Source organism: Williamsia sp. 1135, from assembly GCF_002095395.1.
GTDB lineage: Bacteria > Actinomycetota > Actinomycetes > Mycobacteriales > Mycobacteriaceae > Williamsia.
The window spans coordinates 1-26,804 of sequence record NZ_MJEI01000053.1; the positions used below are offsets into that span (position 1 = coordinate 1).

General features: G+C 64.2%; 27 protein-coding genes, 2 tRNA genes and 1 pseudogene. 9 read left to right on the forward strand and 21 right to left on the reverse strand.

Translation table 11 applies throughout. The features are described from left to right. The 4 genes from BFL43_RS02200 to BFL43_RS02210 form a co-directional block, all read right to left on the reverse strand. The coding region (locus BFL43_RS02200) for a Na+/H+ antiporter NhaA (RefSeq protein WP_206186598.1) at positions 1 to 798 on the reverse strand (798 nt) is incomplete at its 3' end. A gap of 161 nt (positions 799 to 959) precedes the next feature. Next, positions 960 to 1,091 (reverse strand): hypothetical protein, encoded by a 132-nt coding sequence (locus BFL43_RS29705; RefSeq protein WP_272874196.1) that lies wholly within the window; start codon positions 1,089 to 1,091, stop codon positions 960 to 962. 87 nt (positions 1,092 to 1,178) lie between these two features. After that, positions 1,179 to 1,251, reverse strand: a tRNA-Arg gene (locus tag BFL43_RS02205). 31 nt (positions 1,252 to 1,282) lie between these two features. Then, positions 1,283 to 1,374: transfer RNA gene (locus tag BFL43_RS02210), tRNA-Ser, on the reverse strand. Between the two features lie 105 nt (positions 1,375 to 1,479). Between BFL43_RS02210 and hisC the strand changes: the two genes are divergently transcribed. Further along, on the forward strand, positions 1,480 to 2,541 hold the full coding sequence (gene hisC / locus BFL43_RS02215; RefSeq protein ID WP_084890375.1) for a histidinol-phosphate transaminase: 1,062 nt from the start codon (positions 1,480 to 1,482) through the stop codon (positions 2,539 to 2,541). Positions 2,542 to 2,575: 34 nt separating this feature from the next. Here hisC and BFL43_RS02220 read toward each other — a convergent pair whose 3' ends face one another. Together BFL43_RS02220 and BFL43_RS02225 are read right to left on the reverse strand one after the other, a co-directional pair. Next, positions 2,576 to 3,559 carry an alpha/beta hydrolase family protein gene (locus tag BFL43_RS02220; RefSeq protein ID WP_240498005.1) on the reverse strand — a complete coding sequence of 328 codons (984 nt, stop codon included), beginning with the start codon at positions 3,557 to 3,559 and terminating at the stop codon, positions 2,576 to 2,578. Between the two features lie 73 nt (positions 3,560 to 3,632). Beyond that, entirely contained in the window at positions 3,633 to 4,565 is a 933-nt protein-coding gene (locus BFL43_RS02225; RefSeq protein WP_143695033.1) for an alpha/beta hydrolase family protein, read from the reverse strand. Positions 4,566 to 4,833: 268 nt separating this feature from the next. On the opposite strand from BFL43_RS02225, the gene BFL43_RS02230 reads away from it, so the two are divergent. Continuing rightward, a complete protein-coding gene (locus BFL43_RS02230; protein WP_084890379.1) occupies positions 4,834 to 5,283 on the forward strand; it encodes a thioesterase family protein in 450 nt (149 codons plus the stop codon). Between the two features lie 5 nt (positions 5,284 to 5,288). Here BFL43_RS02230 and BFL43_RS02235 read toward each other — a convergent pair whose 3' ends face one another. Genes BFL43_RS02235 through murF form a run of 3 tightly spaced genes read right to left on the reverse strand, consistent with a single transcriptional unit; the run spans position 5,289 to position 9,036 of the window. Continuing rightward, positions 5,289 to 6,533 carry a hypothetical protein gene (locus tag BFL43_RS02235; RefSeq protein ID WP_084890381.1) on the reverse strand — a complete coding sequence of 415 codons (1,245 nt, stop codon included), beginning with the start codon at positions 6,531 to 6,533 and terminating at the stop codon, positions 5,289 to 5,291. A gap of 33 nt (positions 6,534 to 6,566) precedes the next feature. Next, on the reverse strand, positions 6,567 to 7,703 hold the full coding sequence (locus BFL43_RS02240) for an acyltransferase (RefSeq protein ID WP_084890383.1): 1,137 nt from the start codon (positions 7,701 to 7,703) through the stop codon (positions 6,567 to 6,569). Positions 7,704 to 7,710: 7 nt separating this feature from the next. Next, positions 7,711 to 9,036: a UDP-N-acetylmuramoyl-tripeptide--D-alanyl-D-alanine ligase gene (murF, locus tag BFL43_RS02245; protein WP_084890385.1), complete on the reverse strand. Its 1,326-nt coding sequence runs from the start codon at positions 9,034 to 9,036 to the stop codon at positions 7,711 to 7,713. Positions 9,037 to 9,079: 43 nt separating this feature from the next. On the opposite strand from murF, the gene BFL43_RS02250 reads away from it, so the two are divergent. Continuing rightward, on the forward strand, positions 9,080 to 10,168 hold the full coding sequence (locus BFL43_RS02250; RefSeq protein WP_084890417.1) for a D-alanine--D-alanine ligase family protein: 1,089 nt from the start codon (positions 9,080 to 9,082) through the stop codon (positions 10,166 to 10,168). A gap of 24 nt (positions 10,169 to 10,192) precedes the next feature. Here the strand turns inward: BFL43_RS02250 and BFL43_RS02255 are convergent, their stop codons facing one another. After that, complete coding sequence (locus BFL43_RS02255) at positions 10,193 to 10,909, reverse strand: class F sortase (RefSeq protein WP_084890387.1); 717 nt, start codon at positions 10,907 to 10,909, stop codon at positions 10,193 to 10,195. Continuing rightward, positions 10,867 to 12,078 carry an ice-binding family protein gene (locus BFL43_RS02260; RefSeq protein WP_240498006.1) on the reverse strand — a complete coding sequence of 404 codons (1,212 nt, stop codon included), beginning with the start codon at positions 12,076 to 12,078 and terminating at the stop codon, positions 10,867 to 10,869. Before BFL43_RS02260 ends, BFL43_RS02255 begins: the two co-directional genes overlap by 43 nt. Before the next feature lie 592 nt (positions 12,079 to 12,670). Between BFL43_RS02260 and BFL43_RS02265 the strand changes: the two genes are divergently transcribed. After that, positions 12,671 to 13,666, forward strand: a complete 996-nt coding sequence (locus tag BFL43_RS02265; protein ID WP_240498007.1) for a magnesium transporter CorA family protein — start codon at positions 12,671 to 12,673, stop codon at positions 13,664 to 13,666. 4 nt (positions 13,667 to 13,670) lie between these two features. Here the strand turns inward: BFL43_RS02265 and BFL43_RS02270 are convergent, their stop codons facing one another. Continuing rightward, entirely contained in the window at positions 13,671 to 14,720 is a 1,050-nt protein-coding gene (locus BFL43_RS02270; RefSeq protein ID WP_084890393.1) for a 2-oxoglutarate and iron-dependent oxygenase domain-containing protein, read from the reverse strand. 72 nt (positions 14,721 to 14,792) lie between these two features. After that, a complete protein-coding gene (locus tag BFL43_RS02275; RefSeq protein WP_084890394.1) occupies positions 14,793 to 15,737 on the reverse strand; it encodes an alpha/beta hydrolase in 945 nt (314 codons plus the stop codon). A gap of 133 nt (positions 15,738 to 15,870) precedes the next feature. On the opposite strand from BFL43_RS02275, the gene phoU reads away from it, so the two are divergent. Beyond that, the gene (gene phoU, locus BFL43_RS02280; RefSeq protein ID WP_084890396.1) at positions 15,871 to 16,551 is read left to right on the forward strand and encodes a phosphate signaling complex protein PhoU; all 681 of its coding nucleotides are present in this window, start codon (positions 15,871 to 15,873) and stop codon (positions 16,549 to 16,551) included. Here phoU and BFL43_RS02285 read toward each other — a convergent pair. Further along, positions 16,533 to 17,258, reverse strand: a complete 726-nt coding sequence (locus tag BFL43_RS02285; RefSeq protein WP_240498008.1) for a GAF and ANTAR domain-containing protein — start codon at positions 17,256 to 17,258, stop codon at positions 16,533 to 16,535. The two genes, phoU and BFL43_RS02285, sit on opposite strands and share 19 nt — an antisense overlap. Before the next feature lie 31 nt (positions 17,259 to 17,289). Next, entirely contained in the window at positions 17,290 to 17,646 is a 357-nt protein-coding gene (locus tag BFL43_RS02290; protein WP_240498009.1) for an STAS domain-containing protein, read from the reverse strand. A 295-nt stretch (positions 17,647 to 17,941) separates the two neighbouring features. Between BFL43_RS02290 and BFL43_RS02295 the strand changes: the two are divergent. Further along, a pseudogene (locus BFL43_RS02295) lies at positions 17,942 to 18,247 on the forward strand (hypothetical protein); the annotation flags it as partial. Between the two features lie 44 nt (positions 18,248 to 18,291). Here BFL43_RS02295 and BFL43_RS02300 read toward each other — a convergent pair. After that, positions 18,292 to 19,248, reverse strand: a complete 957-nt coding sequence (locus tag BFL43_RS02300; RefSeq protein ID WP_084890404.1) for a hypothetical protein — start codon at positions 19,246 to 19,248, stop codon at positions 18,292 to 18,294. Between the two features lie 117 nt (positions 19,249 to 19,365). Beyond that, positions 19,366 to 20,766: a guanine deaminase gene (locus BFL43_RS02305; RefSeq protein ID WP_084890406.1), complete on the reverse strand. Its 1,401-nt coding sequence runs from the start codon at positions 20,764 to 20,766 to the stop codon at positions 19,366 to 19,368. A 247-nt stretch (positions 20,767 to 21,013) separates the two neighbouring features. On the opposite strand from BFL43_RS02305, the gene BFL43_RS02310 reads away from it, so the two are divergent. Then, positions 21,014 to 22,069, forward strand: a complete 1,056-nt coding sequence (locus tag BFL43_RS02310) for a beta-ketoacyl-ACP synthase 3 (protein ID WP_084890408.1) — start codon at positions 21,014 to 21,016, stop codon at positions 22,067 to 22,069. Positions 22,070 to 22,140: 71 nt separating this feature from the next. On the opposite strand, the gene BFL43_RS02315 is transcribed toward BFL43_RS02310, so the two are convergent. Continuing rightward, on the reverse strand, positions 22,141 to 22,515 hold the full coding sequence (locus BFL43_RS02315; protein WP_084890419.1) for a DUF5997 family protein: 375 nt from the start codon (positions 22,513 to 22,515) through the stop codon (positions 22,141 to 22,143). Between the two features lie 41 nt (positions 22,516 to 22,556). On the opposite strand from BFL43_RS02315, the gene BFL43_RS02320 reads away from it, so the two are divergent. Continuing rightward, on the forward strand, positions 22,557 to 23,294 hold the full coding sequence (locus BFL43_RS02320) for a LysR substrate-binding domain-containing protein (RefSeq protein ID WP_084890410.1): 738 nt from the start codon (positions 22,557 to 22,559) through the stop codon (positions 23,292 to 23,294). A gap of 83 nt (positions 23,295 to 23,377) precedes the next feature. On the opposite strand, the gene BFL43_RS02325 is transcribed toward BFL43_RS02320, so the two are convergent. The 3 genes from BFL43_RS02325 to BFL43_RS02335 form a co-directional block, all read right to left on the reverse strand. After that, the gene (locus BFL43_RS02325) at positions 23,378 to 23,731 is read right to left on the reverse strand and encodes a nuclear transport factor 2 family protein (RefSeq protein WP_084890412.1); all 354 of its coding nucleotides are present in this window, start codon (positions 23,729 to 23,731) and stop codon (positions 23,378 to 23,380) included. 74 nt (positions 23,732 to 23,805) lie between these two features. Next, the gene (locus BFL43_RS02330; protein ID WP_084890421.1) at positions 23,806 to 24,321 is read right to left on the reverse strand and encodes a MarR family winged helix-turn-helix transcriptional regulator; all 516 of its coding nucleotides are present in this window, start codon (positions 24,319 to 24,321) and stop codon (positions 23,806 to 23,808) included. A gap of 256 nt (positions 24,322 to 24,577) precedes the next feature. Continuing rightward, positions 24,578 to 25,387: a restriction endonuclease gene (locus BFL43_RS02335; protein WP_168176506.1), complete on the reverse strand. Its 810-nt coding sequence runs from the start codon at positions 25,385 to 25,387 to the stop codon at positions 24,578 to 24,580. A 171-nt stretch (positions 25,388 to 25,558) separates the two neighbouring features. Between BFL43_RS02335 and BFL43_RS02340 the strand changes: the two genes are divergently transcribed. Further along, the gene (locus BFL43_RS02340) at positions 25,559 to 26,800 is read left to right on the forward strand and encodes an IS701 family transposase (RefSeq protein WP_084889687.1); all 1,242 of its coding nucleotides are present in this window, start codon (positions 25,559 to 25,561) and stop codon (positions 26,798 to 26,800) included. The last annotated feature ends 4 nt before the right edge of the window (positions 26,801 to 26,804 follow it).

Genomic DNA, 26,804 nt, shown 5'->3' on the forward strand with positions numbered 1-26,804 from the left:
GGCGGCTTTACTGCGCAGCACCGGAACGGTGAAGCCGAGGAGAACTCCGGCGACCGTCGCGTGCACGCCGGACTCGTGCACGAACACCCACGTCAACGTGGCCAGAGGAATCAACAGCCACCACGAGCGAATCCGGCGTTGCACGCAGAACGCGAACAACGCCAGCGGCACGGCGGCCACCGCCAGCGCGGTCAGATTGATGTCCTCGGTGTAGAACACCGCGATCACGGTGATCGCCAACAGATCATCGACCACCGCCAACGTGAGCAGGAACGTGCGCAAGGCAGCAGGCAGGTGGGTCGAGATGACAGCGAGAACAGCGACGGCGAAAGCGATATCGGTGGCCGTAGGAATTGCCCAGCCCTTCATGGCGCCGTCCCCGACATGAGCGGTGAACGCAACGAAAATCACCGCCGGCACGATCATGCCGCCGACCGCAGCAGCAATCGGTAGCGCCGCACGGGCAGGATCACGCAGATCACCGGCGACGAACTCCCGTTTGAGTTCGAGACCGACGACAAAGAAGAAGATCGCCAACAGGCCATCGGCAGCCCACGTCTCGAGCGAAAGATCCAGGTGCACACCCAAGGCGTCGGTACCGACCTTCAACTCCCCGAGACTCGTGTACGCCTCCGACCAGGGAGAGTTGGCCCACACCAGGGCAATCACGGTCGCCACCAGCAGCAACGCGCCACCGACGGTCTCTTTGCGCAGGATGCTCGATACACGGGACGTCTCAGCCCAGGAGCCACGCGCGAAGAGTGCGAGGCGCCCGGGTCGATTGCTGTTGTCACGCATGGGAATTCTCCTCGGATCGTTCCATGTTGACGAGAACCGTTACCAGGATGCTCAGTGCGATCCGCGATCGAGCGACGGTAGCGCGTTGAGGACTCGATCGTGTTGACGGCTGCGCTAAAAATAGCTCAGAGGCGCGGTCTCGATTGGACTGGCGGAAGAAGTCAGCGCTCTCGCGGCGGATAACCCGCAAGAACAGCACCCCACGTCGACAGGTAGCCATTGGTGCCCGGATGCGGCAGGACCCACAGCGTCGGCGCGAACGCCATACCTTGGGTGCACTGCGTATGCCTCACACACCGAAAATACCTCACCGGTGTCGTGACCGACCAAAGAAATACGGCCCGGACCGCACGTGAGTGCAGATCCGGACCGTACTTTTGTGCGCCCGAAGGGATTCGAACCCCTAACCTCCTGATCCGTAGTCAGGTGCTCTATCCGTTGAGCTACGGGCGCGTGCTTTTAAATTTTCGTCAGGCTGGTGCTCTGGCGGAGGCGAGAGGATTTGAACCTCCGGTCTCGTTTTAGCGAGACAACTCATTAGCAGTGAGTCCCATTCGGCCGCTCTGGCACGCCTCCTGGTGGAGTCCTTTCGAACTGCCGAAGCAAAACAGTACACAGCAGATAGCGGCCGGAGCAAACCGGCTTGTCGCGGGCCTTTTGGCGTGGCCTAGATTGGGTCAGGTGACACCGCACATCCGCCCCGACCTCGCCGACGTCCCGGCCTACGTACCCGGCAAGAACATCCCCGGCGCGCTGAAGCTGGCCAGCAACGAGACGACCTTCGGTCCGTTGCCCAGCGTCGCGACGGCGATCGCCGAGGCGGCCGCCGCGATCAATCGCTACCCCGACAACGGCGCAGTCGAGCTGACGAGTGAGCTCGCCAAGCACCTCGACGTCGCGCCGGAGAACGTGCAGACCGGGTGCGGGTCGGTCACGTTGTGTCAGAACCTGATCACCATCGCGACGCGGCCCGGCGACGAGGTCCTCTTCGCGTGGCGCTCGTTCGAGACCTACCCGCTCGCGACCCGGGTGGCGGGCGCCACCCCCGTTCAGGTGCCGCTGACCGACGGTCGCGTCCACGACCTGCCCGCGATGGCCGACGCGATCACCGATCGCACCCGGCTGATCTTCGTGTGCAACCCGAACAACCCCACGGGCACAGTGGTCGATGCCGACGCCCTGGAAGCCTTTCTCGCAAGAGTTCCCGCCGATGTGCTGGTCGCGTTGGACGAGGCCTACGTCGAGTATCTGAGGCCCTCTGAGGCGCAGCGGTTCGACGCGATCGAGCTCACCCGCCGGTACCCGAACCTGGTCGTGCTGAGGACGTTCTCCAAGGCCTACGGACTCGCCGGGCTGCGGGTGGGTTACGCGGTCGCAGATCCGGCGGTGACCAACGCGCTGCTGAAGGTCCACGTCCCGTTCAGCGTCAACTCGTTGGCCCAGGCCGCGGCAATCGCCAGCCTGCATGCCGCGCCCGAACTCCTCGCCCGCACCGACGCGATAGCGGTCGAGCGTGAGCGCGTCACCGGACGTCTGCGGCAGGCCGGGTACTCGGTCCCGCCGAGTCAGGCCAACTTCATCTGGCTCGATCTCGGCGAGGACGCGCTCGCTTTCGCGCGCGACGCCACCGAGGCCGGGGTCATCATCCGGCCGTTCGCCGGCGAGGGCGCTCGGGTGACGGTGACCGAGGCGCACGAGAACAACACGTTCCTGGATTTCGCGGAAGCTCGCGTCGCCCGCTAGACCCGTCCACCCACCCGGCGAGGATCTGGGACGCCTACAAACCTCTGGCGAGCACCGGGTACATCACCTTCAGATCCTCGGCCCAGTAAGGCCACGCGTGGGTACCTATCGAGCGGAAGTGCTCGGTGGGCCGGAGACCGTCGGCACGCATGAGCTCGGCGAACTTCTCCGAGCACTCACGCGCCCCGATTTCGAGCACCGACCCCGTCGCGATCTTCTCGAGGCGGCTGCGCCCGGGATCCAGGCGTGTCTTCTGGTCCAGCGGTCCGGGTACGCCGGATCCGGCGGCGATGAAGATGTTCATGTCGCGAAGTGCGTCGAGTCGGCGCGCCGGGTCGTGGTCCACCCATCCCTGGCCGCCCCAGCCACCCCACATGTTGGACGCGTCACCACCGTCCCTCGCGACGACTGCGCGAATCTGCGCCTCGTTGCCGGTGCCTGTCGTCGGCGGGCAGCCGCTCACCGAACCCACCCCGGTGTAGCGGTCCGGGTTGCGGGTCGCGAGGGTGTAGGCGGCCTGCCCGCCCATCGACAGCCCGGCAATCGCGTTGTTTCCGTTGCCGTCGTAGACCTCGTCGATCAGCGGTGGCAGTTCGTCGGCGAGGAAGGTCTCCCACCGCGGGCGGCCGAAGGCCGGGTCGGTGCGCTCCCAATCGGTATAGAACGCACCCTGACCGGCGGGCAGCACCACGTTGACGTTCTTGTCGGAGAAGAACTTCTCCGCGTCCGCCTCGTTGATCCAGTCGCTGACGCCGGTTTTTCTACCACCGCCGTCGAGGAGGTAGAGATTGCCGCGCGCCTGCGAGGTCCGCGGCAAGAGCACGGTGATCCGGACCGGGTGGCCCATCGCAGGTGAATTGATCAGCAGGTCGTGACGCTGCGGACCGACGACGTCGACGCGGTCGACGGATGCGGCCACCGGATGTGCCGCCGCCGGTGCGAACGAACCCGAAACCATCGCCACTGCCACAAACGCGGCGACGCCCAGCCGGCGCACGGCGCGCGGTCCTCGTCTCACCAAGAAGTCCTTGCTCTCGTCGCCGCCCCGATCTGGGAACCTACCCGAGCGCCGGGGTGCGGCGAGCGAAGTCCTACAAACCCCTGGCGAGCACCGGGTACATGGCCTTGAGGTCCTCGGCCCAGTACGGCCAGGCGTGGGTGCCGATGAGGTGGAAGTTCTCCGTCGCGTCGACCCCGTGGGCCCGCATCACCACGGCGAACTCCACCGAGCAGCGGTAGGCACCGATCTCGAGTGCGGCGCCGGCGGCGATCGTCTGCTCCCGGCTCATGCCGTCGTCGAGTTCGGTCGTCTGGTCCAGCGGTCCGGGAAGTCCCGACCCCGCCGAGATGTAGAGGTTCTTGCCCCGGAGTGCGTCGAGACGCTTCGAGGGATCGTGTGCCGCCCAGCCCGACGATCCGAAAGGACCCCACATGTTGGTCGCGTCGCCGCCGTCTTTGGCCATGGTCGTCCGCACGTAGCCTTCGTTCGCCAGCCCCGTCACCGGAGGGCACCCACTGAGCGATCCCGCCCCCGTGTAGAGGCCAGGATGCCGCGAGGCCAAGGCGTACGCGGCCTGTCCGCCCATCGACAGCCCGGCGACCGCGTTGTTGCCGTTGCCGTTGAACGCGGAGTTGATCAGGGGCGGCAGTTCCTTGGTGAGGAATGTTTCCCACTGCGGTTTGCCGACCGCCGCGTCACGCTGCTGCCAGTTGGTGTAGAACGCACCCTTGCCCGACGGCAGGACCACGGTGACGTCCTTGTCGGCGAAGTAGTCCTCGGCGCCGCCCTTGGTGAGCCAGTCGCTGACCTTGTCCTCGGCTCCGGCTCCGTCGAGCAGGTAGAGCGTGCCGCGCGAATAACTCAGATCGGCGGGGCTGAGCACACTGATCTGAACCTTGCCGCCCATGGCGGGCGAGGAGACGATCAAGTCGTGGCGCTGCGGCGACACCTCGGTGGTCTTCTCGATCTGCGCCGTCCGGGGCGTGGGTTCGGCGAGGGCGACACCCGCGCCTGATACGAGCATCGCTCCACACGCGACGAACGTGCCGAGCACTCGGAACACGCCTGGGGAACGCGGCATCAAATGGTCTCCTGGATTACTAGGTGAGTACGAGCGCGAAGGGTACCGACGGTAAGGATCGGAGGGAAAGTCTTCTTACCCAACTCACAGACGACGTCCGGTTCGCCCACAGTCCGACTACGTTGCCCGATGTCGCAAAGGCCCAGGACAGGAGGCTAATCTCGAGCGTACACACCCCGACATCCGCCAACGAACATGGAGAATCCGGCATATGCAAAACAGGACAGACGCTTCCTCCGGGGATTCTTTCGCGTTTGTCGCCCAGGTACCGGTGCGATGGTCGGACATGGACGCCTTCGGCCACATCAACCACGCCCGCATGATCACCCTGATGGAAGAAGCGCGGGTGGCCTGGCTCATCAGCGCCGGCGAGCAGTATGCGCCGTTGATCAAGAGCGCGATGATCGTGACCGTGGAGGTCAGGTATCAGGCACAACTCCGCCACACCGATAGTCCTGTGGCTATCGCCATGTGGATCAAAGGTTTTCGTTCTGTGGACTTCACGATCGGTTACGAGATCCGTGGCGCGGGCGCGGCGCCGGACTCCAGGCCCGCATGCGTGGCGAGCACCCAGATGGCGGTGGTCGACATCGAGAAGCAGAGCCTGCGGCGACTCACCGACCTGGAAAAGGGCTATCTACAGCAGTGGCGCCGAGACTGAACCCGTCAGCCTTCCGTCTCTTTGCTCAGCTGCGGCCTACCCCGAGCAGGAGCCGGCGGGACCGAGTTCTCAACGGGCTCTCCGAGAATGCCGGTGACATTGCCCTGCAAGATATTTCGGTAGTCACGGAGGTGAGATCGGCCGGCGCCCAGCTGCTCACCCAACCGGCGCGTGTTCTCGGCGGACATCTCCCGCTCCCCCGACCTCGCGATCAGCTGGTCGATCCTGAGATCGATTGTCCCGGCGTAGTTCACCTGGTCGAGTATCTGCAGTTCCTGCGCGGCCGCGGCAACGGCGTCGGCGACGTCCCACAGCGCGCCGACCCGATCGATCAGCTGCGACCACACCGGTCGCAGTTCGGCCTCCCGCGAGCGCAACTGCTCGGCCAGACGGGCATCGGAGTCCGCGACGATGCGGACCCGGTCCAGCTCGATCCGGACGGTGCGAAGGTTGATCACGTCGGCCGCGATCTCGGCCAATTCGGCGTGCACGTTGATCTGCGACCGCTGGACCGCGAAATGATCGCTGCGCCAGGCCGGCGAGCGGACGATCCGGTCATAGGCGTTGCCTGCGATGTAGAGCATGGTCTCGTAGCCGTCGACGAACTTCGCAGTCGACGTGCCCTCGACGTCAGAGCCGTCGATGACCGCCGCTTTATCCGCGACCCACTGCCCGGCGCGCGAACGTCCGTCTGACAACTGTCCGAGTACTCCTGCCGCCGTGCTCGCCGCCATCGCACCGGCGCGGCGCAGGTAGTTGCCGTCGAGACTGTTCGGCGCAGGTGTGAACAGCAAACCGTTGAACAACCGCTCGCGCTCGCTGAAGTCGAGATGCAGGCCTTCGCGACGTTCCCGCCGGATGCCCCGAACCGATCCGGCGAAGACTGGCTTGGACGCGGTCACCAGATTGCGTGCGCTGTCGCGCCGGCGCCCGAGGGCCACGACCCGCGACTTCACGATGATGGCTGCGACCTTGGGCAGCCGTGGGTTGCGCAGCTGGTCCTCGAGCTGACCGATCTCCCGCTGGAGCCTGCGGAGCTCACCGAATCCGCCGATGGCGGGCACGGGGAGTCCGGCGGTGCTGCGCCGGACCAGGACCGCGCGGGCCTGGTCCGAGAGAAAGCCGGAGGCGATCAGGATGGCCGCGGGGTCCGAGAGATCGGGGTGCTTACCCGGCATCCTCGCCCGATCGCACCACCCGCGGATCTGCGCGGCGCCGCCGCCGGTGGTGGATGCAGAGTGCTGGGCCATGGGGTCCTCCGAAAATGGGGCTTTCATCCAGTATTACCGGACAGCGGCGACCGGGGCCGTTTTGCGATGCCAGAGCGGTGCCGTGACCCGATGCAGCGCCCAGGCGACCGGCGTCGACAGCACAACCGTGACGATGAACACCCCGACCACCGAACCGGTGAAGATCGGGTAGTCGAGCAGGTCCATGACGAGTTCCATCACGATGACGTGCACCAGGAAGAACTCGTATGAGATCTCCCCGAACCACACCACGACCGGCCGCGACATCGCCTTGTCCCACCAATTACCCGCCGGACCGATGGCAAGCGGTGCGATCAGACAGAAGCCGATGACGAGGTAGAGCACAGATTTGATGATGGTCGCCGACATCGAGTTCGGCGTGATCGTCGGCTCGCCCGCCAGCGAGGTGCACGAGATCTGGAACGCGAAGATCGCCACCAGGATCGACAGCAATGGATGCCAGCTGCGTACGAGTTGCGCGAGGATCGCCAGCAACATGCCGCCTGCGAACCAGGCCAGGAATGCCGGTGCCCAGAGCCGCGCCGTGATGTCGATGCCTGCTGACTCGTGGGTGAGGACCGCCCAGGCAGGGGTGATCAACATCAGCACTGACACCGCGGCGATCATCCGGCCCGGTCGCCACCGCCCGCGGCAGATCACCCGGCAGATCAACCAGGCGAACACCGGCAGCAGCAGATAGAAGACGACCTCGGTTGCCAGCGACCACGTCTGGGTCAGCCCGGAGTGCAGGTGACCGAACCCATAGATCTGCGTGAGCGTGAGATTGCGCAGCAATCCGCCGACGCCGTGCCCGAGGGTCGAGGTGTCCTCGCGCCACAGGAAGATCAGGTACACCCCGAGAACCGTCAGCCAGTAGGCCGGCAGGATTCGCCGTGCACGATGCCAGAAGTACTGCTGCACATCCGGTTTCGGACCATCCTCGCGCAGTGCCCGCACCCAGGGCGAGAACAGCAGGTAGCCCGACAACACGAAGAAGATCGCAACCCCGACCTCGAGTCGCGCAAAAAACCAGCCCTCGAAGTCGTCGGTGTACTTGCCGGTCCAGAAACCGGCATGTGTTGCGCACACCAGCATCATCGCCAGCGCGCGTATCCCGGTCAGGGAGTCGGTGCGGCGCCCGGGAGCATTCGCGGCTGGACCGGGCGTCATCGTCGGGTCAGGCCCCTGCGAGCGCAGCGGCGACCCGCTCCAAGGCCGCGACACGGGAACCCTTGACCAGCACCGCATCTCCGGTGTGCAGATCGGACAAGGCGGCAACGGCCTCGTCGACATCCGCGACGTGCACCGCGTCCGGGCCGTAGTCATCCGTGCCGACCGCGATCACGTCGATCCCGAGCTCCCGGGCCCGGGTCGTGATGGCGAGGTGCTCGGCGGGCGCGGATGCGCCGAGTTCGGCCATCACACCCAAGACCGCGATCCGCCGACCGGCGGCAAGGGCGGCGAGTGAGTCCAGCGCCGCCGCCATGGACGTCGGGTTGGCGTTGTACGCGTCGTTGAGGACGAGCACACCCCCGGCGGTCCTGGTCAATTCCATGCGGAGTCCGGAGATGGCGGCGCCGGCCAGGCCTGCCGCTATCGCCTCGACACCGACTCCGATGCCCCCGGCCGCTGCCGCCGCGGCGAGCGCATTGGCCACCTGGTGTTCCCCGCGGGCGGCGAGGTTCACCTCTGCCGAACCCCACGGGGTACGCAACGAGAAGCTGGCTCGGAGCTCGTCGTCCATGCTGATGTTCTCGGCACGAACGTCGGCATCAGCCGACAATCCGAACCGCAGCACCCGGGCGCTCGTCCGGGATGCCATCGCGGCGACCACCGGATGGTCGGCGTTGAGCACCGCGAGACCGTCGTCCGGCACGGCCTCGATCAACTCACCTTTGGCTCGCGCGACCGACTCGAGATCGCCGAACAACTCGAGGTGCACACCTTCCACTCTGGTCACGATGCCGACCGTCGGACGGGCGATGTCGCACAGCAGCGCGATGTGCCCTACTCCTCGAGCGCCCATCTCGACGACGACCGCCTCGGTGTCGTCTGCGGCGCCCAGCAGGGTCAACGGCAGACCCAGTTCGTTGTTGAAGGACCGTTCGTTCGCCGTCGTCTTCAGGGTGGTCGCCAGGACACCGGCCAGCAGATCCTTGGTGGAGGTCTTTCCGACCGATCCGGTGACCCCCACAACAGGTCCGCCCAGGCGGTTGCGCGCGGCCCGCCCCAGGTCGGCGAGGGCGAGCGCGGTGTCGGGGACCTCGATCGCGGCCACGTCGTCGCCGCGATCGATACCGCTGCGATCGGTCAAGAAGGCCGTTGCGCCCTGTTCCAGGGCCTTGGGGATGAAGTCGTGGCCGTCGCGCTCGGCGACGATCGGCACGAACAGCTGCCCCGGCCGGACGCTGCGCGAGTCGATACTCGCACCGTCGATGTCCCGATCCGGGCCGACCAGAGAACCACCGGTTGCCGCTACCACGTCGCTCGCCTTGAATCGCACGCGTCGACGCTACCGCTCACACCGGGTGGGTATCGTGTCGCCCATGTCAGAACCCGCTCGTGATGGCCGTCTGCGGCTCCTTGTCCTCTTCGGCGGTGTGTCCGCCGAACACGATGTGTCGTGCGTCACCGCAGCTCACGTGCTCGCCGCCGCCGACCGGACCAAGTACGAGCTGATCCCGGTGGGCATCACCACCGGCGGGACGTGGATCCGCAACGACAAGGCGATCGCCGCACTCGCCGAGACGACACCCGCGTTGCCCGACTCCCTCGAACCCGAGGGCACCGAGGTGGAGCCGTTGGTGGAGATCGCCGGGGAGGGCGACCGGCCCACGGTCGTGCTACCGCTGCTGCACGGCCCGCACGGTGAGGACGGAACCGTCCAGGGAATGCTGGAGCTGGCCGGTGTGCCCTATGTGGGCAGTGGCGTGCTCTCGTCGGCGCTGTGCATGGACAAGGCAATGGCCAAAATCGTTGCCGCCCATGCCGGTATTCCCCAATGCCGATGGATCGAGTACCGCGCCGGTACCGGCGAGACCGCCCCGCTCGTCGAGCGCACCATCGCCGAACTGGGCTTGCCCGTGTTCGTCAAACCGGCCAATCTCGGTTCTTCCGTTGGTATCTCGAAGGCACACGACGCCGCCGAACTCGCCGAGGCCATCGAGTTCGCACTGCGGTACGACGAGGTGTTGGTGATCGAGGAAGCCGTGACCGCCCGCGAGGTCGAGGTCGCAGTGCTCGGCAACCTCTTCCCCGAGGCGTCTGTCGCCGGCGAGATCCGACCGGGATCAGAGTTCTACGATTACGCAGACAAGTACGTCAACGGCGCTGCGGCGCTGGTGATCCCGGCCGACCTGCCTCCCGCGGAGTCCGATCGGGCCCGGGAACTCGCGGCCAGCATCTTCAGCACGCTGCGGTGCTCGGGCATGGCCCGGGTCGACTTCTTCTACGAAGAAGGCGGCCGCGGCTGGCTCCTTAACGAGGTCAATACAATTCCCGGTTTCACCCCGGCATCGATGTACCCCAAACTCTGGGAAGCCTCCGGATTGAGCTACCCCGCACTGATCGATCGCCTCGTCGAACTCGCCTCCGAACGACACGCAATCCGGTCAGGCTTCTCCGTCGACCACTGACAGTCGACGGAGAACGACCAAACCTCAGTCGCTTCCGATCAGCGTGGCGAACGCAACGATGTTGTCGTCGTAGCTGTCCGCGCCCTCGTTGTACGAACCACCGCAGGTGATCAGACGCAGACCCGGGTAGTCGAGACTGCCGTAGATCAGTTCGGTCGGGAACTCAGCCTTGGCGAATGCGGACACCCGAATGACCTCGAACTGCGCGACGGTGCCGTCTTGTCGGGTGACGGAGATCGCGGCACCCTCGTCCACGTTGCGGAGGTCGAAGAAGACGCCCGGCTCACCGTCCCAATCCACGTGTCCGGCAATGACAGCGGGGCCGTCTTCACCGGGGGTCGGGGCACCGGTGTACCAACCGGCGGGAAATCCACCGGGCGGCACCTGCATGGCACCGGTCTGATCGAGCCCGAGTCCCATCAACGTCGAATCCACTCCGATGGAGGGGATCTCGATACGTGTGGGAGTGGACTTGATCAATGCGGCGGGCTTCGGGATGTCGATCCGCGACGAGGACGAGGTCGACGCCGCGGCTGCGGGGTTCTGTGAGGTCGGCGCCGGCGCACTACCCGTGAGCTGCTCCTGGCCGCCACAGCCGATGAGCAGCAACGACATCGCGGCGAGCGCGGCGCAGAGCGCCAATAGTTGCCGACGTCCCCGCCGCCCGGTGCGGGCGACGGGGACCTGGAGCAATGTCACTATGCCGACGTCGAGACGGCGAAGCTCAACTGCCGAGACCATGAGGCACTGAGTGCTGTACTGCCGTCACCGGTGTCGACCGATCCGCGGGGTACATCAGGAACCTGGTTGCCCGGAGACGGAGCCTGCGGCGTGGTGATCGGTCCTTCCTTGCCACCACCCTGTCCTTGGGGTCCTTCTTCGCCCGGCCCTTCAGGTGTGCCCGGCTGACCCGGAGTTCCCGGCTGACCCGGGGTGCCCGGCTGACCCGGGGTTCCCGGTGCTCCCGGTGCTCCCGGTGCTCCCGGTGCTCCCGGAGTACCCGGCTGACCCGGCGTACCTGGTCCTCCTGGCTGACCCGGTCCGCCTGGCTGACCCGGGAGCCCCGGAATACTGGGCAGTCCCGGAATACTCGGAAGCCCCGGGATCACCGGACCCGGCGGGGTGACAACGGTCGGAACCGTCGTCGACGTGGTGGGGGGAGTCGTGGTGGTCGGCACCGTCGTCGTCGGGACGGTCGTCGTTGTCGTCGGCCCCGTCACACACGCCGACCGGGTGATCGTGTTGGTGTCGAGGGTGACGCCTGCCCCGAGCGCTATCAGTCGTCCGTCGATGACCGCTCGCGACTGCGCCGCGATGGAGGCCTGGGCCAGCAGGTTGCCGACGAAGACCGAATCGGTTCCTAGGGTGGCCGAGGTGCCGACCTGCCAGAAGACGTTGCACGCCTGCGCGCCATTGATCATCGACACGGTGCTACCGGATGCGGTGATCAGAGTCGAGGTTCCGGCCTGGAAGACGAAGACCTTGTTGGGGTCGCCCTCGGCGTCGAGGGTGAGTGTCCCGGTGATCTGGAAGCTGGTGGCGTTGTTGTAGACGCCCGATTTCAGCGTCAAACCGCCCAGTTCGGTGGGCTTCGCCTGCTTCGGCTCTTGGCCGGCAAGGTTTGTGTAGGCGGTCCGCGCGTCGTTCTGCGCGAGCAAAGCCACTGGGCCTGCGGAATACCGCTCGCCGCTGTAGCCGATGCCGCCGTCGATCGCGGTACCCGGCGACGTGCCGATATCACCGGTGACCGTGGTGGCGCCGGTGTTCGTGATGGACGCCGCTGCGAGCACCCCGAAACTGCCCGCTGTGGCCAGGCCCGGGTTCAACGGCGCCGCAGACGCGGGGCCGTTCCCGATCACGGAGCCCGCCAGACACAGCGCGAGAACCGACGCGGCGGTCATAGATTGCATGCCGAGTCTTCGGCGGTTTGATTCAGAGAATCGATGAACTTGCAGGGCTCGTCGCATGCAGCAACCACGCCAATCTGTGCTCAGGAGATCAATAACTGCGCCGTCGGTCGGCCAGCCACCGTTCACGTCCATCCGAGCAAATTGAGGAGACCCCGCGAGCCTGAATTGCTTGAACTGTCATGACTTTCCCAGGGTTGGGTACTTTGCGTCACTACAGGCCGCTGATTCGAATTGAACACTTAAAAATAGTCAATGTCAACGATTAAATATCACTGTCAAATGTCGATGTATCGGCAATATTCATCAAAACATGTACATTGAGACCAGATCCGAGAATCGCCCCATCCAAACTCGCAAGGGCTACGAATGCTCCTGCGCTCGCCGCTCTTTCATGAACCTACCGTGTCTCAGGCTGCCGCCTTAGCAGACAGGAGACTCGAATGCTCGGTGAACTCCAAAAGATATGTGGCATTCTTTCGATGCGGTTTGGCGCCTGCCGATCGGGAGGACGGCACTGCCCCGGGCGAGCGGCCAGGGCTGGGTACACACCCGAGGTAGGGCTCGAAGGCGCATCCGGTGGCACCATGGGACGGTGATCGAAAAAGTGCAGGGCCGCATCTGGCGACATGGCGAATTACAGGACGATTTCAACCTGGGCATGGTCTCCGACTGCATCGACGACAACGACCTTCTCGTGTGGGCTGACCTGGTCAATCCCAGCCACGAGGCACTGACTGAGCTCGCCTCTGAACTCGACTTGAACACCTTCGCGGTAGAAGACGCCCTCGCAGCCGCCGAACGGGTGAAGGCGACGTCGTACCCGACGCACAAGTTCATCACCGTCTACGCGGTCGACGTGGATCCAGATGCCGGCGAGCCACAGCGTGGCGACGCGATCCACACGCACCGGATCTCCATGTTCATCAAGCACAATGCGCTGATCACGGTCCGCTTGTCCGACGAGTTCGACATGAACCAGGTGCTCGAGCGCTGGGATCAGATGGGTGGCCAGCAACACGGCGTCGGCGCACTGACCCACGGCCTGCTCGATGTGGTGGTCGACGGACACTTCGATGCCGTGCAAGAGCTCGACGACAGCATCGAGGATCTGGAAAGCCTGCTGTTCGACGAGAGACGCAGGGGCAGTGAACTCCAGCAGCGCACCTACCAACTCCGCAAGGATCTGGTGGCGCTGCGCCGCGTGGTGATGCCGATGCGCGAAGTGGTGTCGATGATTCAGCGCAGCCGACTCGAGAACAAGGCACCCAGTGAACTCGACCCCAACTTCACCGACCTCTACGACCACGTTCTGCGAGCCACCGAGTGGACCGAATCCCTACGCGACATGATCACCTCACTCTTCGAGACAAACCTGTCCCTCCAGGACGCCCGGCTCAACACGGTGATGAAGAAACTCACCGGATGGGCGGCGATCATCGCGGTGCCGACCGCCGTCACCGGCTTCTACGGCCAGAATGTCCCGTTCCCGGGTTTCGATCACAGCGGCGGGTTCATCACCAGTTCCATCATCATCGTGGTGACCGTGACGACGCTGTACCTCGTTTTCAAGCGTCGCGAGTGGCTCTGACCGATCAGGCGTCGGCGGCAGCGGCCCTGACCCGCTCGGCCTCTCGCTGCGCGAAAGAATTGGCCACCCCCGCACGGGATCCCGCCAATTTTCCGGCGATGTGATCGGCGACGGTCACGGGTGGGTACTTGCTGCCCGCTCCCACACACGAGGGAAGCGTCGCAATGGTCGCGTCGATGTTGCCGTCATGGAAGTAGGCTGCCGACCTACGCCGTTTGATGCTGCCATCGACGATAGGCGGCTTCACCCGATGCACGGTCGACATCCACCGCTCATTCGTCCACCGCGCCATCAGATCACCGAGATTGACCAGAAGCGCACCATCGACCGGCGATACATCGTTCCAGCTGCCGTCATGTCCGAGGACCTGTAGGCCCGCGACCTGATCGGCCCAGAGCACCGTGACGATGCCGTAGTCGGTGTGCGCACCCATCCCGGTCAACTCACCGTCGATCTCGATCTCGCCGGGCGGCAGAGCGTAGTTGTTCATCCTGAGCACATCGAGTGAGTGGTCGGTGAACTCGTCGAAGTACCGTGGGCCGAGGTCCAGTGCGTCCGCAAAGATCCGCGTCAGCGTGCGAGCCACCCTGGCGGCCTCGGTGAAGTACCCCGCGACTCCTGACCGAAAGCCTGATACCTCTGCAGGCCAGAGGTTTTCGGCGTAGTCCTCAGGCGGCAGGGCGTGGTCCGGATAGTCCTGGGCGCGCACACCGACGTTGAAAGCCTCGAAGAAGTCATTCATCCGGTTCGCTGATTCGATGCCCAGGCTCAGCGACAGCGACTCCGTCTTCGGCGGAGCGTATCCACGGTTGATCCGGGGCGGCGTGCGGTAATTCTTCTTCGTCTCCAGTGGCAGCGCGAAGAAAGCGTCCATGGCTGCGGTGAAATCGTCGAGAACGGTCTCAGGGATGCCGTGGCCCAGGATCTGGATGAATCCGACCTCGGAGCAAGCGGTGTCGATGTGAGCCGCGACCTCGGCGCGGGCCGCATCGCCACCGTCTCCGACGTAGGGCGAGATATCCACGATGGGGACAGCAAATGACGGGGTTGACATGGGTGGCTCCTCGCGAGACGCGTGTCGACATCAAGTCAGTTGTGGACGCGTTCCGCTGCAGGCCACTGTAGGTCACACAGAAGGTGGTTGCATGTCGACCACGGGGCCACCGATCACCGAACGCACCTCGTTCCCGACCGCGCGCACCGCCAGTTCTGCGCCCGGGAGCACATTGACCAGCTGGAAGAACCCGTGCATCTGGCCGTCAAAGATGGTCATTGTCACGGGAACTCCCGAGTCGGCGAGCGCCCTGGCATACGCCTCCCCCTCGTCGCGCAGGACATCGTGCTCGGCCAGGAGCACCAGCGCTCTCGGCGTTCCGGCCAGAACGCCTTGCAGCGGTGAGGCATCCGGATTCGCCCTTGTGGCCGGATCGGGTGCGTAGAGGTCCCAGAACCAGCTCATCAGGTCGCGGTCCAGCAGTAGTTGGTTCGCGGGATCGAGATAGCTGACGGTGTCGAGGTGGTGATCGGTCACGGGGTAGCACAGGATCTGTAAGACCATGGCGGGTCCACCCCGGGCCACTGCTTGCTGGGCGACCACGGCGGCGAGGTTGCCCCCCGCGCTGTCGCCCGCGACGATCAACGGCTCGGTCGGCCAACTCGCCGCGGTCCAGTTCGTCACATCCCAGGCATCCCGGGCGGCAGTCGGATACGCGTACTCCGGAGCGAGCCGGTAATCCGGCAGCACCACAATGCAATTCGTCTCGGCGGCGAGCTTTCGCGCCAAGGTGTCGTAGTGCGCCATCGAACCTATCACCCACCCGCCGCCGTGGAAGTAGACCATGACTCCACTGGAGGTCTCGGAGGGGATGAAGACCCGCACCGGAATCGGGTATCCGTCGTCCGCGGGGACGGTGTCGTCGCGGACCGCGTGCAGATCGGGACCGGCGCCGCTCAGACCGGCCAGCGCGCCACCGACGGCGCGGGCTTCTTCGATGGAGAGTTCATGGATGGGCGGGCCGGCGTCCTTGCCCAACTCGGCCAGCAGCGCCATGGTCGCGTCGTCGAGTGCCATCGTCAAACGATACCCACATCAGGTGTAGAAGGCCCCTGTCCTGGGTAAACCCGCGTTGACCGGCAGACGTACACATACCCAGGGAGCAGTATTGACCACGGCCTCTATTGTCTCGACGCGGCACGGCTGAGCGATGCGAACTGCCTATTACGCGCAGATGTCCGAGCTGAACACGCTGCTCGCGCGCCTGTGTGAACTATCGGGGATCGCGATGGAGCGGTCTACGGATGCGCTCCTCTCCGCGAATCTCGCTGTGGCGGAGCAGGTCATCAGCGATCACGAACACATCCAACGAATGTCAGCGGTGGCCGAGGAACGCGCTTTCGGTTTGCTCGCGCGCCAGGCACCGGTCGCCGGCGATCTCCGATCCATCGTCACAACGTTCCAGGTCGTCGCCGACATCGACCGCATGGGCGCCCTTGCCCTGCACGTTGCCAAAGTCGCGCGCCGCAGGCATCCGATGCACGCGTTGCCGCCGGAGGTCGAAGGTTATTTCGCAGATATGGGTGCACTGGCCGTCGCCATGGCAGGTAACGCCGCTGCGGCGCTGACCAGTCAAAACGTGGACGACGCCCGCCGCCTGCAAGTCGACGACGATGCGATGGATGCGCTCCACGAGCACCTGTTCACCGTGCTGACCGACCGGACATGGGAGCACGGAATCGGCGCGGGAGTCGACGTGACCCTGCTGGGCCGCTACTACGAACGCTTCGCGGATCATGCGGTCCTCATCGGTCACCGCGTCGTATTCCAGGCCACCGGTCACCCGCCGGACCGCACGATGGACTCGCCGGGTCACTTCTTGCCGGGTTGACCATCCCGTGGCTGGTCGCGTCGCACGAGCTGCCTCGCCAGCTCCACCACCGGGGTGTTGGTGTCCTGCGACAACCTCCGCATCAGTTCGAAGGCGGCGATGCTGTCGATGTCGAAACGTTCCATGATGATGCCTTTGGCCTGCCCGATCACATCGCGACTGGCGAGAGCGCTGTGGAAGTGCTCCTTCTCGCGTGCGCGTTGCAGGACCAGCGCGGCATGCGTCGCATAGACCCGGCCCACCTCTTCGGCCTCGGCCGAGAACGCATTCTCATGCTCGGAGAAGAGATTGAGCGCCCCGAGAGTGCTGTCGCTGCTGTGGAGCTCGAAGCTCAGGCTCGACACCACCGACGTCCGCGCAAGGGTTTCCGCGACAAACGCGGGCCACCGCGGCTCATCCCGGAAGTCGTTGAGACGCACGGTGTCGTGTTCCCACGCTGCCTCCAGGCACGGGCCCTCGCCGACGCGCGTCTGTATGTCATCGAGGAGCTCGACAATCGGATCGGTAACGGCCACCGATTCGGTCGTCTTCTTCTTTTTGTCGACCAGGATGATCCCCGCATACTGCGCGCCATCGACGAACTCGACGGCCCCGGCGGTGATCGAGGTGAGAATTGCATCCAGATCGTTGCTTTTCAACGAATCATGCATGTCTCGGACAAGATTCGCGATGGTCAGATGAATGCCTGTGTTACTGCCTTCGATCACGCCATCGCCTTTCACCGTTCCAACTGTGCACCTACGCGGTGGCACGACCTTCATGCTCGGGCCGCTCCGCGGCGGTCATGTCGGCCAGTGCCGAGTCCATCGTCGCGTACAACGCCAGAGTTCGGTCCAATCCCACCAACTTGATCGGACGCGACGTCGACGGGCCGTCGGCAACGACTGCGAACCGCCGTTCCGTTCCGATCGCTTCCTGCGCCCGCACCAGTGTGGACATTCCGACGGACGAGAGGAAGTCGGTGTAGGTGAGATCGATGATCAGGCCTGCAGGCTGCGCGGAGACCGCGTCCTCGACAGCTGTCGTCAGCTGCGGAACGGTCAACAGATCAATACTTCCCCACACCGTGAGCACTGAGATGTCGCCGTGCCCCACTGCGGCTATGGTCAGGCCATCGCCAGCGACATCGGCAGTACCTGTGACAGAACTCGGTATTTTGTTATTCGGCGCCATTGAAGACCCCTAACTTCGTCGGTGCAAAAGCACTTCAGCATCCAGATGTGCCAGCGCGCGGGCGCGGCTTCGTCTAAACCGACCCCTCCATACTGTCACACCGGCTGTGACTGCTGACACCGGCGAATGGCGACTTCGTGCCGCCCGTCCGGTTGCGCGCAGGCGGTCGACGCGTCAGGGGTGTTTCGAGCGCATTCCATTCGGGCACGCTGCGGCAATGAGTATCGAAGACGGCCCCGGCGACACCCTGAACCCGAGCGAGAGCCTCGACCCCGACGAACAGCGCACCGGCGCAGACGACGACGTCACCGATCCACCAGAGGACTGGAGCGAGGCCGATAGCTTCGGGACCACGCCCCGAGAAGAACTCGAGGGCGAATCACTCGAGGCGAAGATCGCCGAGGAAGAGCCCGACGTGCCGCTCGAAGAGCAACCCGAGTTTCCCGTGGCGGTCGCGCCCGACGAGAAGCTGTCCGAAGAACTCGTAGACCGGATCATTGACGAACCCGGCCCAGAGGTCGACTGACCTCCCTTGTCGGCGTCTTGTGTGAACAGGTATCACCCGCCTCAGGCGTAATCCCAGAACTGCAGCCACCGCACAGACGCAAAGATCGCCAGTGTTGCAACGTAGAGGGCCGCAACGACTACGGCGCCGACAAGCGACATCTTCACCGAGGAGCCGCGTTCGGGGTCGAGCCAGAACGCGAACACCCAGGTGGCCGCAGGCATCAACACATACGTCAGCAGCGACACCGACAGGATCTGACTCATCCACATCGACAGCCACGGCTCGGCGCCCCAGTCGTCGAACGACGGTCCGATGAACCGGGACAGGATCATCACGGTCGGGTAGAGCACCAGCAGCACCATCATCCCGACTTTCCATTCGGGGGTGGACGCGGACTTTCCATCGGTGACCCGCACGATCGAGCCGAAGGAGTTGGTCTCGAACGACTCCGAGAACTCCTGCTCGAGGTTGGAACGGAGTTCGCCGAGCACTTCCGCGCGCACCGGTGATTCGCGCCAGCCCGCCAGCAGACTGTCGTTGCGGAATTTGACGACCGCAGTCCACTCCTCGATGCCGGGTTCGGCAAGCCTCGGCCCGATGAGAACGGAGTACTCGAAACCCGGTGCCACCGCACTGAGAGCCATCAGCTTGCGCTGGGCCTCGGTGAACCCGGCGAGATTTGCCGGTTCCACCCGATGCACGAAGACGCCGACGCCCATCGGTGGCTCCTCGCCGTCGACGGTGACGAGGTCGCTGAACTCGCGACGGATCCCGTTTCGAGTTCCCGCCGCGAGGAGTGCGGACCAGCCGGGTGAATCCAGCCAGGTCTGCAGCGCCTCTTCATCGGTGAACGAGAGCGAGACCGCCTGCTGTAGGTGTTCGGCGGCCGCCAGGTGCAGGAAACCCGGCATAACCGCGACCGCGGTCCTGATCTCCTCGACCCACGCTACGAAGTCGGCATGGGGTGCCGGATGAAAGGCGACCAGAACTGTTGCCTCGCTCAGCTCACCGGGCATCGGTGTCACCCACCTGTCGAGCTCCGCTTCACTCCGTCTCCGGCCCCACTGGTCGAGCTCCGCTCCGCTTCGTCTCCAGCCCCACTGGTCGAGCTCCGCTCCGCTTTGTCTCCGGCGTCAGTCCTCGATCTTGCGACCCTGGACATACACCGAGGTGATCGCGGGCTCGCGGAGCTGCATGAGGAGCGCGAACAGGATCTGATCCCTGGCCATGTCGGCATCGTCGGCGCGGGCGCCATGCGTGACGGCGTTGTTCAGCGCAGGCCACTGCTCGGGGTCGATGACGATGAAATCGGCTTCCTTGCCGGTGTCGAAGTTGCCGAACCGGTTTTCCTGGTCGAGTGCCCGTGCGCCGGCGAGGGTGGACACGAACAGCATCTCCGCTGGATGCATCGACACGCCGGCGTCGCCGGGCTCGGTGATGTGCTGTTTGAACGCGTCATTGGCGACCCGCGAGATGAGCCATTCGTCGCCGCCACCGTGATCGGTACCGAGTGAGATGTTGACGCCCGACGCCACCGTGCGCAGCCATGGCATGGTGCCCGATCCGAGGAACAACTGAGAGACCGGGCAGTGCGAGATCGAGGTGCCCGTCTCGGCCATGCGGGCGAGCTCGCCGTCCTGGCAATGCACGGAATGCGCCATGATCGTGCGCGGCCCGAGCAGGGACTCGCCGCCGACCTTCGAGCCGGGCAGGAACTTGCCGTCATACGTGTCGAGGTACGAGTTGACCTGGTAATCGGCCTTGGTCGCGTCGACCTCACCGGTGCCGGGGCGGTTGTTCTCGTTGAGGTGGGTGTGGACATACACGCCCTTGGACCGCAGATCCTTGTACAGCTCCCCCAATGCCACGAACGTTGCCGGGGTGACCGAGAGGGAGAACCGCGGCACCAGCGCGACGTGCAGCAGGGCCGTGTCGACGTCACCGGTGTCGGCGGCGTGCCACTTGTCCACCTCCGCGGCGGTCAGCTCGATGGCCTTCTCTTCACTCGTGATCAGAGGGTCAGCCGAACCCGGTCCGCGGGTTTGGATCCCGCGGCCGCTCACGAGCCGCAAGCCGCGACGCTTGGTTTCTTCGAACAGCGCGTCTTGGGCGTGGGGGAACGCCGATCCGAAGACCATCGCGGCCGTCGTCCCGGCCCGCACCCGCTGGTTGGTGAACTCGACTGCCGCCATCGATCCGAAGTCCGGGTCGCCGAACTTCGACTCGGACGGGAAGATACAGCGCTCCAACCACTCCAGCAGCTGGCCACCGCCGTAGGAGTCACCTGCATAGGTCTGCGGAAAGTGGATATGGGTGTCGACGAAGCCCGGAAGGATGAACCCCGGGCGGTAGTCGACCACAGACGAGTGCTCGTGTTCGGTTGGGAGCTGGGAGAACTCACCACACCAGGCGACGACACCGTTCTCGTCGACCACGAGTGCGCCGTCCTCGACAAAGACGAGCGCCTCGTGGGCCGCGGTCACTTTCGGTGATCCGGAGATATGAAAAATTTGACCGCGATAGACGTGTTTCACGCAATAACTTAATCACTCCGCCGCTGTTCATGTGCGGTGAATCGCATGAAATACGGATGGTGCCCCGCCATATCAGCCAGGAATGCCCATCGAGGGGGCAAGTGCGGGCCTGGGCGCACAGCCCCGTCGCGAGTGAAATGTAGTCGTCCCCCGCGCCGACCGCCTGCTGGGTCTGACAACGTCACAGGCGTAACGTCCTGGGCTGATGAATTTCTGGTGATCAGATCGAAGGGTCGGCTATACAACCATGAACATTGCGACAACCACGGGACACCTCAACGTCTCCATGCTCGGCATCGGCGCCTACCGACCGCAACGGGTCGTCAGCAATGCCGAGGTGTGCGAAGTACTCGACTCCTCCGATGAATGGATCTTCGAGCGCAGCGGTATCCGCAGCCGTCGCTGGATCAGCGGTGACGAGACCGCGCGATCGATGGCAGTGGCCGCCGGCGAGCGGGCCATCAAGAACAGCGGCATCGATCGCGAGCAGATCGGCGCGATCATCTTGGCCACCGGCAGCTGGAAGACGAAGATTCCACACGGCGGACCGGTGGTCGCATTGGACCTCGGGATCAACGGCATCCCGGCGTTCGACGTGGCGTCGGGTTGCGGCGGATTCGGGTACGGGCTCGGACTGGCCACCGACATGATCCGCGCAGGCTCCGCCGAGTACGTCCTCGTCGTCGGGGTCGAGACGATGTCCGTGGTCATGGAACCGACCGACCGCAACACCGCCTTCATCTTCGGCGACGGCGCGGGGGCCGTGGTCGTCGGACCGAGCGAGGAGAACGGCATCTCACCGACCGTCTGGGGCAGCGACGGCGAGAACAGCGACGCGATCTCCCAGAACTACGACATCCCCGAATACATGGACCGCGCCGAAGCCTTCCAGTCCAAGGATCCCGAGACAGAGCCGGTGGGACGCATGGTGGTGGAGATGCAGGGTACCCGCGTATTCCGTTGGGCTGCAATCACTCTGCCAAAGGCGCTGTCGAGTGTGATCGAACGTTCCGGGGTGTCCAAAGAAGACATCGAGGTCTTCATCCCCCACCAGGCCAATGCCCGCATCAACACGTTGATGAAAGCCAACCTCGGTTTGGCCGACGATGTTCCGGTCGCCAACGACATCGAGACCACCGGTAACACCTCGGCGGCGTCGATCCCCTTGGCCATCGAGGAGATGCTGGTGTCGGGTAAGGCCAAGGGCGGCCAGACCGCGCTGCTACTCGGCTTCGGCGCGGGCCTGAGCTACGCCGGTCAGGTCGTCACCCTTCCGCCTGCACCTGTCGAAGCCAGCTTCTAGACCCGATCTTGGTGGGTTGTGGCGAGCGTTTGCCCAGGTCGGGCTCGCCACAAGCCACCACTATCGGGCGGTTATCGGCGCTTGCGCGAACGCGGCCGGTCGGCAGGAGGCGCCGACTTCTCGGCGACTGCTTCGGCGCGAACCGCGATCGCGGTGGCACGCTCGGCCTCGAGCCACTCCGGCATCTCGGACAGCAGTTCGTTGATCTGTGCGGTGGTCAGTGCCTCGGTGACGTCGTGCCGCACCAGCGCGCCCTTCGAGATACCGAGTTTCATCGCCACCAGGTTTTTCGGGTGGGGTCCGTTGACGCGCAGATCACGCAGCCAGGTCGGCGGATCCGCTTGCAGGGCTTCGAGTTCGGCACGGGTGATGACGCCCTCCTGGAACTCGGCGGGCGTCGCCGGCAGGTACACGTCCAACTTCTTGGCGGCGGTGGCCGGCTTCATCGACTGCGAACTCATATGCCGAGACTATCGGCCGGTAGCCTGTGGGCGTGACCGCGCCTGGTAATGCCTCGTCGTTTCAGCTGGCGTTTGTACCCGGCGTGACACCTGGAAAGTGGGCACGGACCTGGAGCGAACGCCTCCCGCGGGTACGGCTCGAACTCGTCCCGATCGACGTCGACGCATGCGCCGATGCCATCCGCGACGGGCGGATACAGATGGCGATCACCCGGCTGCCCGATGCCCTGGGTCACCGCGACCCGGGGCCACACCACACCATCGAGCTCTATCAGGAAACGACGGTCGTGGTCGTGCCGAAAGACCACGTCTTCACCGCGGTCGATGAAATTTCCATCGGCGATCTGGCGGACGAACAACTCCTGTGGCCACTCGACGAACCATTGGTGGTCGGGCAACGGCCGGGAACCGCCGTGGAACATCGACCGGAAACCACCGCCGACGCAATCGAACTCGTCGCAGCGGGCACCGGCCTCGTGCTGGTCCCGCAGTCCCTGGCCCGACTGCACCACCGCAAAGACCTTGCCTATCGCCCGGTGACCGACGCCCCGACCGGAGCGGTGGGCCTGCTGTGGCCGGCCCCGACATCTGAGCTCGCCGAGGAGTTCATCGGCATCGTGCGCGGACGCAAGGCGACGTCGTCGCGGGGTCAGTCCGAACCTGCACCAAAACGATCGGCCAAAGAGAAGGCCGCCGCCAAGCGCGCTTCCAGAGAAGCCGCCGGGAAGATCCCCGGCAAAGGCCCACGCAAGCCGAAACGGTGACCCCCGCCCCCGAAAATGGGTCGTTCTGGCGAGCGAAAGGTCAGGTGGGCGCCGCCACAACGACCCAAGTCCTGCGGTGCGGGCTACTTCAACAGTGTGTGCACCGAGACGATCTGGCCATCCCTGACGATCGCGATGTCGATGCCGCTCGCGACCGGAGGCTCTCCCGCGGGCCCGAACGTCCACGCGAGGTGACCGAGATCCTGCGTCTGTAGCACTGGTCCATCCGCGGAGAAGACGAATCCGGGTGCGCCGTCGAGTAGTTCTTTCGCCTTCGCGGTCAGCGCCTCGCGTCCCCTGGCCACGCCCTCGGGGTCGGCGAAAGTGACGTCCTCAGAGTAGATTTCGGCAGCTTTCGCCTCGCGTTTGCTGTCATCTCTTTCCCCGAACACCCCGAGCAGGTTGGCTTCCATCAGTTCGATGATCGTGTACGGCACGAGGTCTCCTCCGGCATTACGTGATAAGTCACCTAAATGTGCCTCCGCGGGCCGCACCTGTCAACCGCTAGAGGTCAGGGGTGATCCACGGGCCTCGGAAGGGTGCCGTTCTCGATCACGGTGTCGTAGATCTTTTCGATCGTGGTGCTGAGGGTGTCGAGTTCATCGGTGTCCACGTTCTCGAAGAACAACGATCGGACCAGTCCGATATGGCCCGGCGAGGCGTCTCGCAATGTCGACCAGCCGTGTTCGGTCAGCGACACCTCGGTGACCCGTCGGTCTTGCTCGGACCTACTCATCTCAACGAGGCCACGAGCGGCCATCCGCTTGGCATGATGAGACGTCCGGCTGCGCTCCCAGCCGATCCGTGTCGACAAGGCGGAAACGCTCATCCGGCCCCCGGTCTCGCTGGTCAGCGCGACGAGTACGTCGAAATCCGCGAGTGAGATCCCGCTGTCGGCCTGCAGTTGCCGGTTCATCTCGTAGCGCAGTCTGAGTTGGAGCTTCATGTACGCGAACCAGGCCCGCTTCTCGTCAGCGGCAAGCAGCGCAAACGGGGATTCCGGCGGGACGACGAACTCAGATGACATGTCACGCACCTTGCCAGGCGTCAACGTTGGCAGTCCTGTGTACTGCAACATTTAAAGAAGTCGAAGGGCCCCATTGCGTGTGACAGGTCGACCCAGTGCCACCCAGCCGATCTATACATGGGTAAGACCCGCCAATCAGGACGAGCCTCAATCGGCCCAAGAAGGACGTAGTTCACCCATTAAATTCCGAACGAGCCGCAATGCAAACAGTCATCGCATCCTCCGCATTCGTCAAAAACGACAGAATGCACCCCCTTCATATACCTTTGACTATTAGCCCCGAAACATTGGACCCGATAACACTAAGCCTGCGCGCTACATTGGAGGGACTATCAATTATCCGATACCGATCCGCCTTTCTCTCGACCGCTCGGACAACATGACTGGACAAGAAGTCAAGGCAGCTATCAACCGAGTCGCGCGTCGGCCGCGGGCTTAATTCCTTCCGTATCGCGAAGTGCAGATTCTCGAGACTCATGTATCCATCTGCAATCGGATCTTCGTCATTAGCTTCTTGATAGAGCATGTCTAGTATCTTTGCCACAAGCAAACTCGTTTGGCCAGCTTGATCATACGCATCTTCAACTGTCGACAGATCCGCGTCAGGGTGCATGAACAGTTGTCGTAGTTCATTAACCGTCAAAGGGGCGTGCTGCTGCCGCTCCACCAACCCGATCAGATCCTCGATAGTGAATAGATTGAACTTATTATTCGTGGCCCATTCTTTGACCCTGCCGGCGAAGTCGGGTCCAACTACTACCCCATAATCTGCTCGATGCTTTTTCAGATGATCCTTCAGCGCATCAAATTTTACAGCGTTGTCCGTAATCACTCCTGATGCAGAGGACTTAGCATCGACGATCACCCGGTAGCGCTCTGAGGACGAGAGTTCCGCCTGAAGCAGGACATCAGTCCGCCCTTTTCCTCCAAGGTGCTCCGCACGAAAACCCAGTAACTCGAATGCCTTCGCGACTGCTAACTCGAAGTCTTCGAAGGCGTCACCAACGTTCCCTGATCGTCTGAGTTCTTCGGCGATCCTCTCAACAGACAGTGAATCAGACTCCAAACCTTTACTTCTTAGTACTACAGCCGTAGATAGGTAGTTTCGGCGTGTTTGCGCTGGTAGGCGCGGTTGCCGCGGCATGATCTCGAGTTTGTGAAGACATCCAGATCAGCTGCGGCAACCGCAGCACTGAGGGTAGACCATGAGCGGTGGCATGCGGGCCTGGATGGGTTGTTGGAGTCGTTCTCGTCGCGGTTCGCGCGGGTCGAAGCACGACGCAACGCCGGTGCGCTGGTGCTGGGTTTGCTGGCCGATATAGGTTCCAAGAACTGCTGGACTATCGCCGAACTATCGGGCCATGGCACCCCTGACCGACTGCAGCACTTGCTGTCCCGCGCTAAATGGGACGCTGATCTGGTCCGCGATGACGTTCGCAGCTATGTCATCGACCACCTGGCCGACCCTGATGCGGTGCTTGTCGTTGATGAGACCGGCGACTTGAAGAAGGGCACCAACACCGTTGGGGTACAACGCCAGTACACCGGAACCGCCGGACGCACGGAGAACTGTCAGGTCGCGGTCTACCTGACCTACGCCGCCGCTCGCGGACACACCCTGATCGACCGAGCGCTGTACCTGCCGCAGCACACCTGGGCCACCGACCCGCAGCGAAGGACCAAGGCCGGGGTCCCTGACACGGTCGAGTTCGCTACCAAACCAGCCCTGGCAACCACGCTGGTCGAGGCGGCCCTCGACGCCGACGTTCCGGCCTCGTGGGTCGCTGGCGATGAAGTGTACGGCGCAGACCCGAACCTACGAAAAGCGTTGCACAACAGACAGATCGGCTACGTCCTGGCCGTCGGATGCAATCGGCAGGTCCCCACAGCCGCCGGGAAGATCCGGGTCGATGCCCTTGCTGAGAATCTACCGCCGCGGTCCTGGCACAAGATGTCTGCCGGCGCCGGTAGCAAAGGACACCGCTGGTACTCCTGGGCCTTGATCGCGACCACCGAGCGTCCCGATGTTGGCCTCTGTCACGTGTTGGTGCGGCGCAACGATAGCTCCGGCGAGCTCGCCTTCTATCGCTGCTACAGCCCGGCACCGGTGCCGCTGAACCAGTACGTCCGAGTCGCCGGGCGGCGGTGGACGGTCGAGGAATCGTTCCAGAGCGGCAAAGGCCTGACCGGTCTGGATCAGCATCAAGTGCGGACGTGGACGTCCTGGCACCGCTGGATTACCTTGGTCATGGCTGCGCACGCCTTCCTGGCCGTGCATACCGCCACTGAACGCCTGGCCCAACCCTCAGAACCTGGACTGATCCGGTTGTCGGTCAACGAGTTCCGCAAACTCTTCACGATCCTCGTCCTCACACCACTGCATGCCATCGCTGACCCCCTCCGCTGGTCACTCTGGCGACGAAAACACCAATACCGAGCCCGACAACACCACTATCAACGCAGGTCACAACAACAATGAACCC

What these genes read in the sequence shown, in the direction of transcription:
- BFL43_RS02225 (WP_143695033.1), bottom strand. Translation starts at nt 4,565, where the DNA reads ATGCTCGTATCAGGCGCGGGTGTCGCCCTCGCCGAACCCACGCCCCGG.
- BFL43_RS02230 (WP_084890379.1), top strand. Translation starts at nt 4,834, where the DNA reads ATGCAAAACAGGACAGACGCTTCCTCCGGGGATTCTTTCGCGTTTGTC.
- BFL43_RS02235 (WP_084890381.1), bottom strand. Translation starts at nt 6,533, where the DNA reads ATGGCCCAGCACTCTGCATCCACCACCGGCGGCGGCGCCGCGCAGATC.
- BFL43_RS02240 (WP_084890383.1), bottom strand. Translation starts at nt 7,703, where the DNA reads ATGACGCCCGGTCCAGCCGCGAATGCTCCCGGGCGCCGCACCGACTCC.
- BFL43_RS02250 (WP_084890417.1), top strand. Translation starts at nt 9,080, where the DNA reads ATGTCAGAACCCGCTCGTGATGGCCGTCTGCGGCTCCTTGTCCTCTTC.
- BFL43_RS02255 (WP_084890387.1), bottom strand. Translation starts at nt 10,909, where the DNA reads ATGGTCTCGGCAGTTGAGCTTCGCCGTCTCGACGTCGGCATAGTGACA.
- BFL43_RS02260 (WP_240498006.1), bottom strand. Translation starts at nt 12,078, where the DNA reads ATGCAATCTATGACCGCCGCGTCGGTTCTCGCGCTGTGTCTGGCGGGC.
- BFL43_RS02270 (WP_084890393.1), bottom strand. Translation starts at nt 14,720, where the DNA reads ATGTCAACCCCGTCATTTGCTGTCCCCATCGTGGATATCTCGCCCTAC.
- BFL43_RS02275 (WP_084890394.1), bottom strand. Translation starts at nt 15,737, where the DNA reads ATGGCACTCGACGACGCGACCATGGCGCTGCTGGCCGAGTTGGGCAAG.
- phoU (WP_084890396.1), top strand. Translation starts at nt 15,871, where the DNA reads ATGCGAACTGCCTATTACGCGCAGATGTCCGAGCTGAACACGCTGCTC.
- BFL43_RS02300 (WP_084890404.1), bottom strand. Translation starts at nt 19,248, where the DNA reads ATGCCCGGTGAGCTGAGCGAGGCAACAGTTCTGGTCGCCTTTCATCCG.
- BFL43_RS02310 (WP_084890408.1), top strand. Translation starts at nt 21,014, where the DNA reads ATGAACATTGCGACAACCACGGGACACCTCAACGTCTCCATGCTCGGC.
- BFL43_RS02315 (WP_084890419.1), bottom strand. Translation starts at nt 22,515, where the DNA reads ATGAAGCCGGCCACCGCCGCCAAGAAGTTGGACGTGTACCTGCCGGCG.
- BFL43_RS02330 (WP_084890421.1), bottom strand. Translation starts at nt 24,321, where the DNA reads ATGTCATCTGAGTTCGTCGTCCCGCCGGAATCCCCGTTTGCGCTGCTT.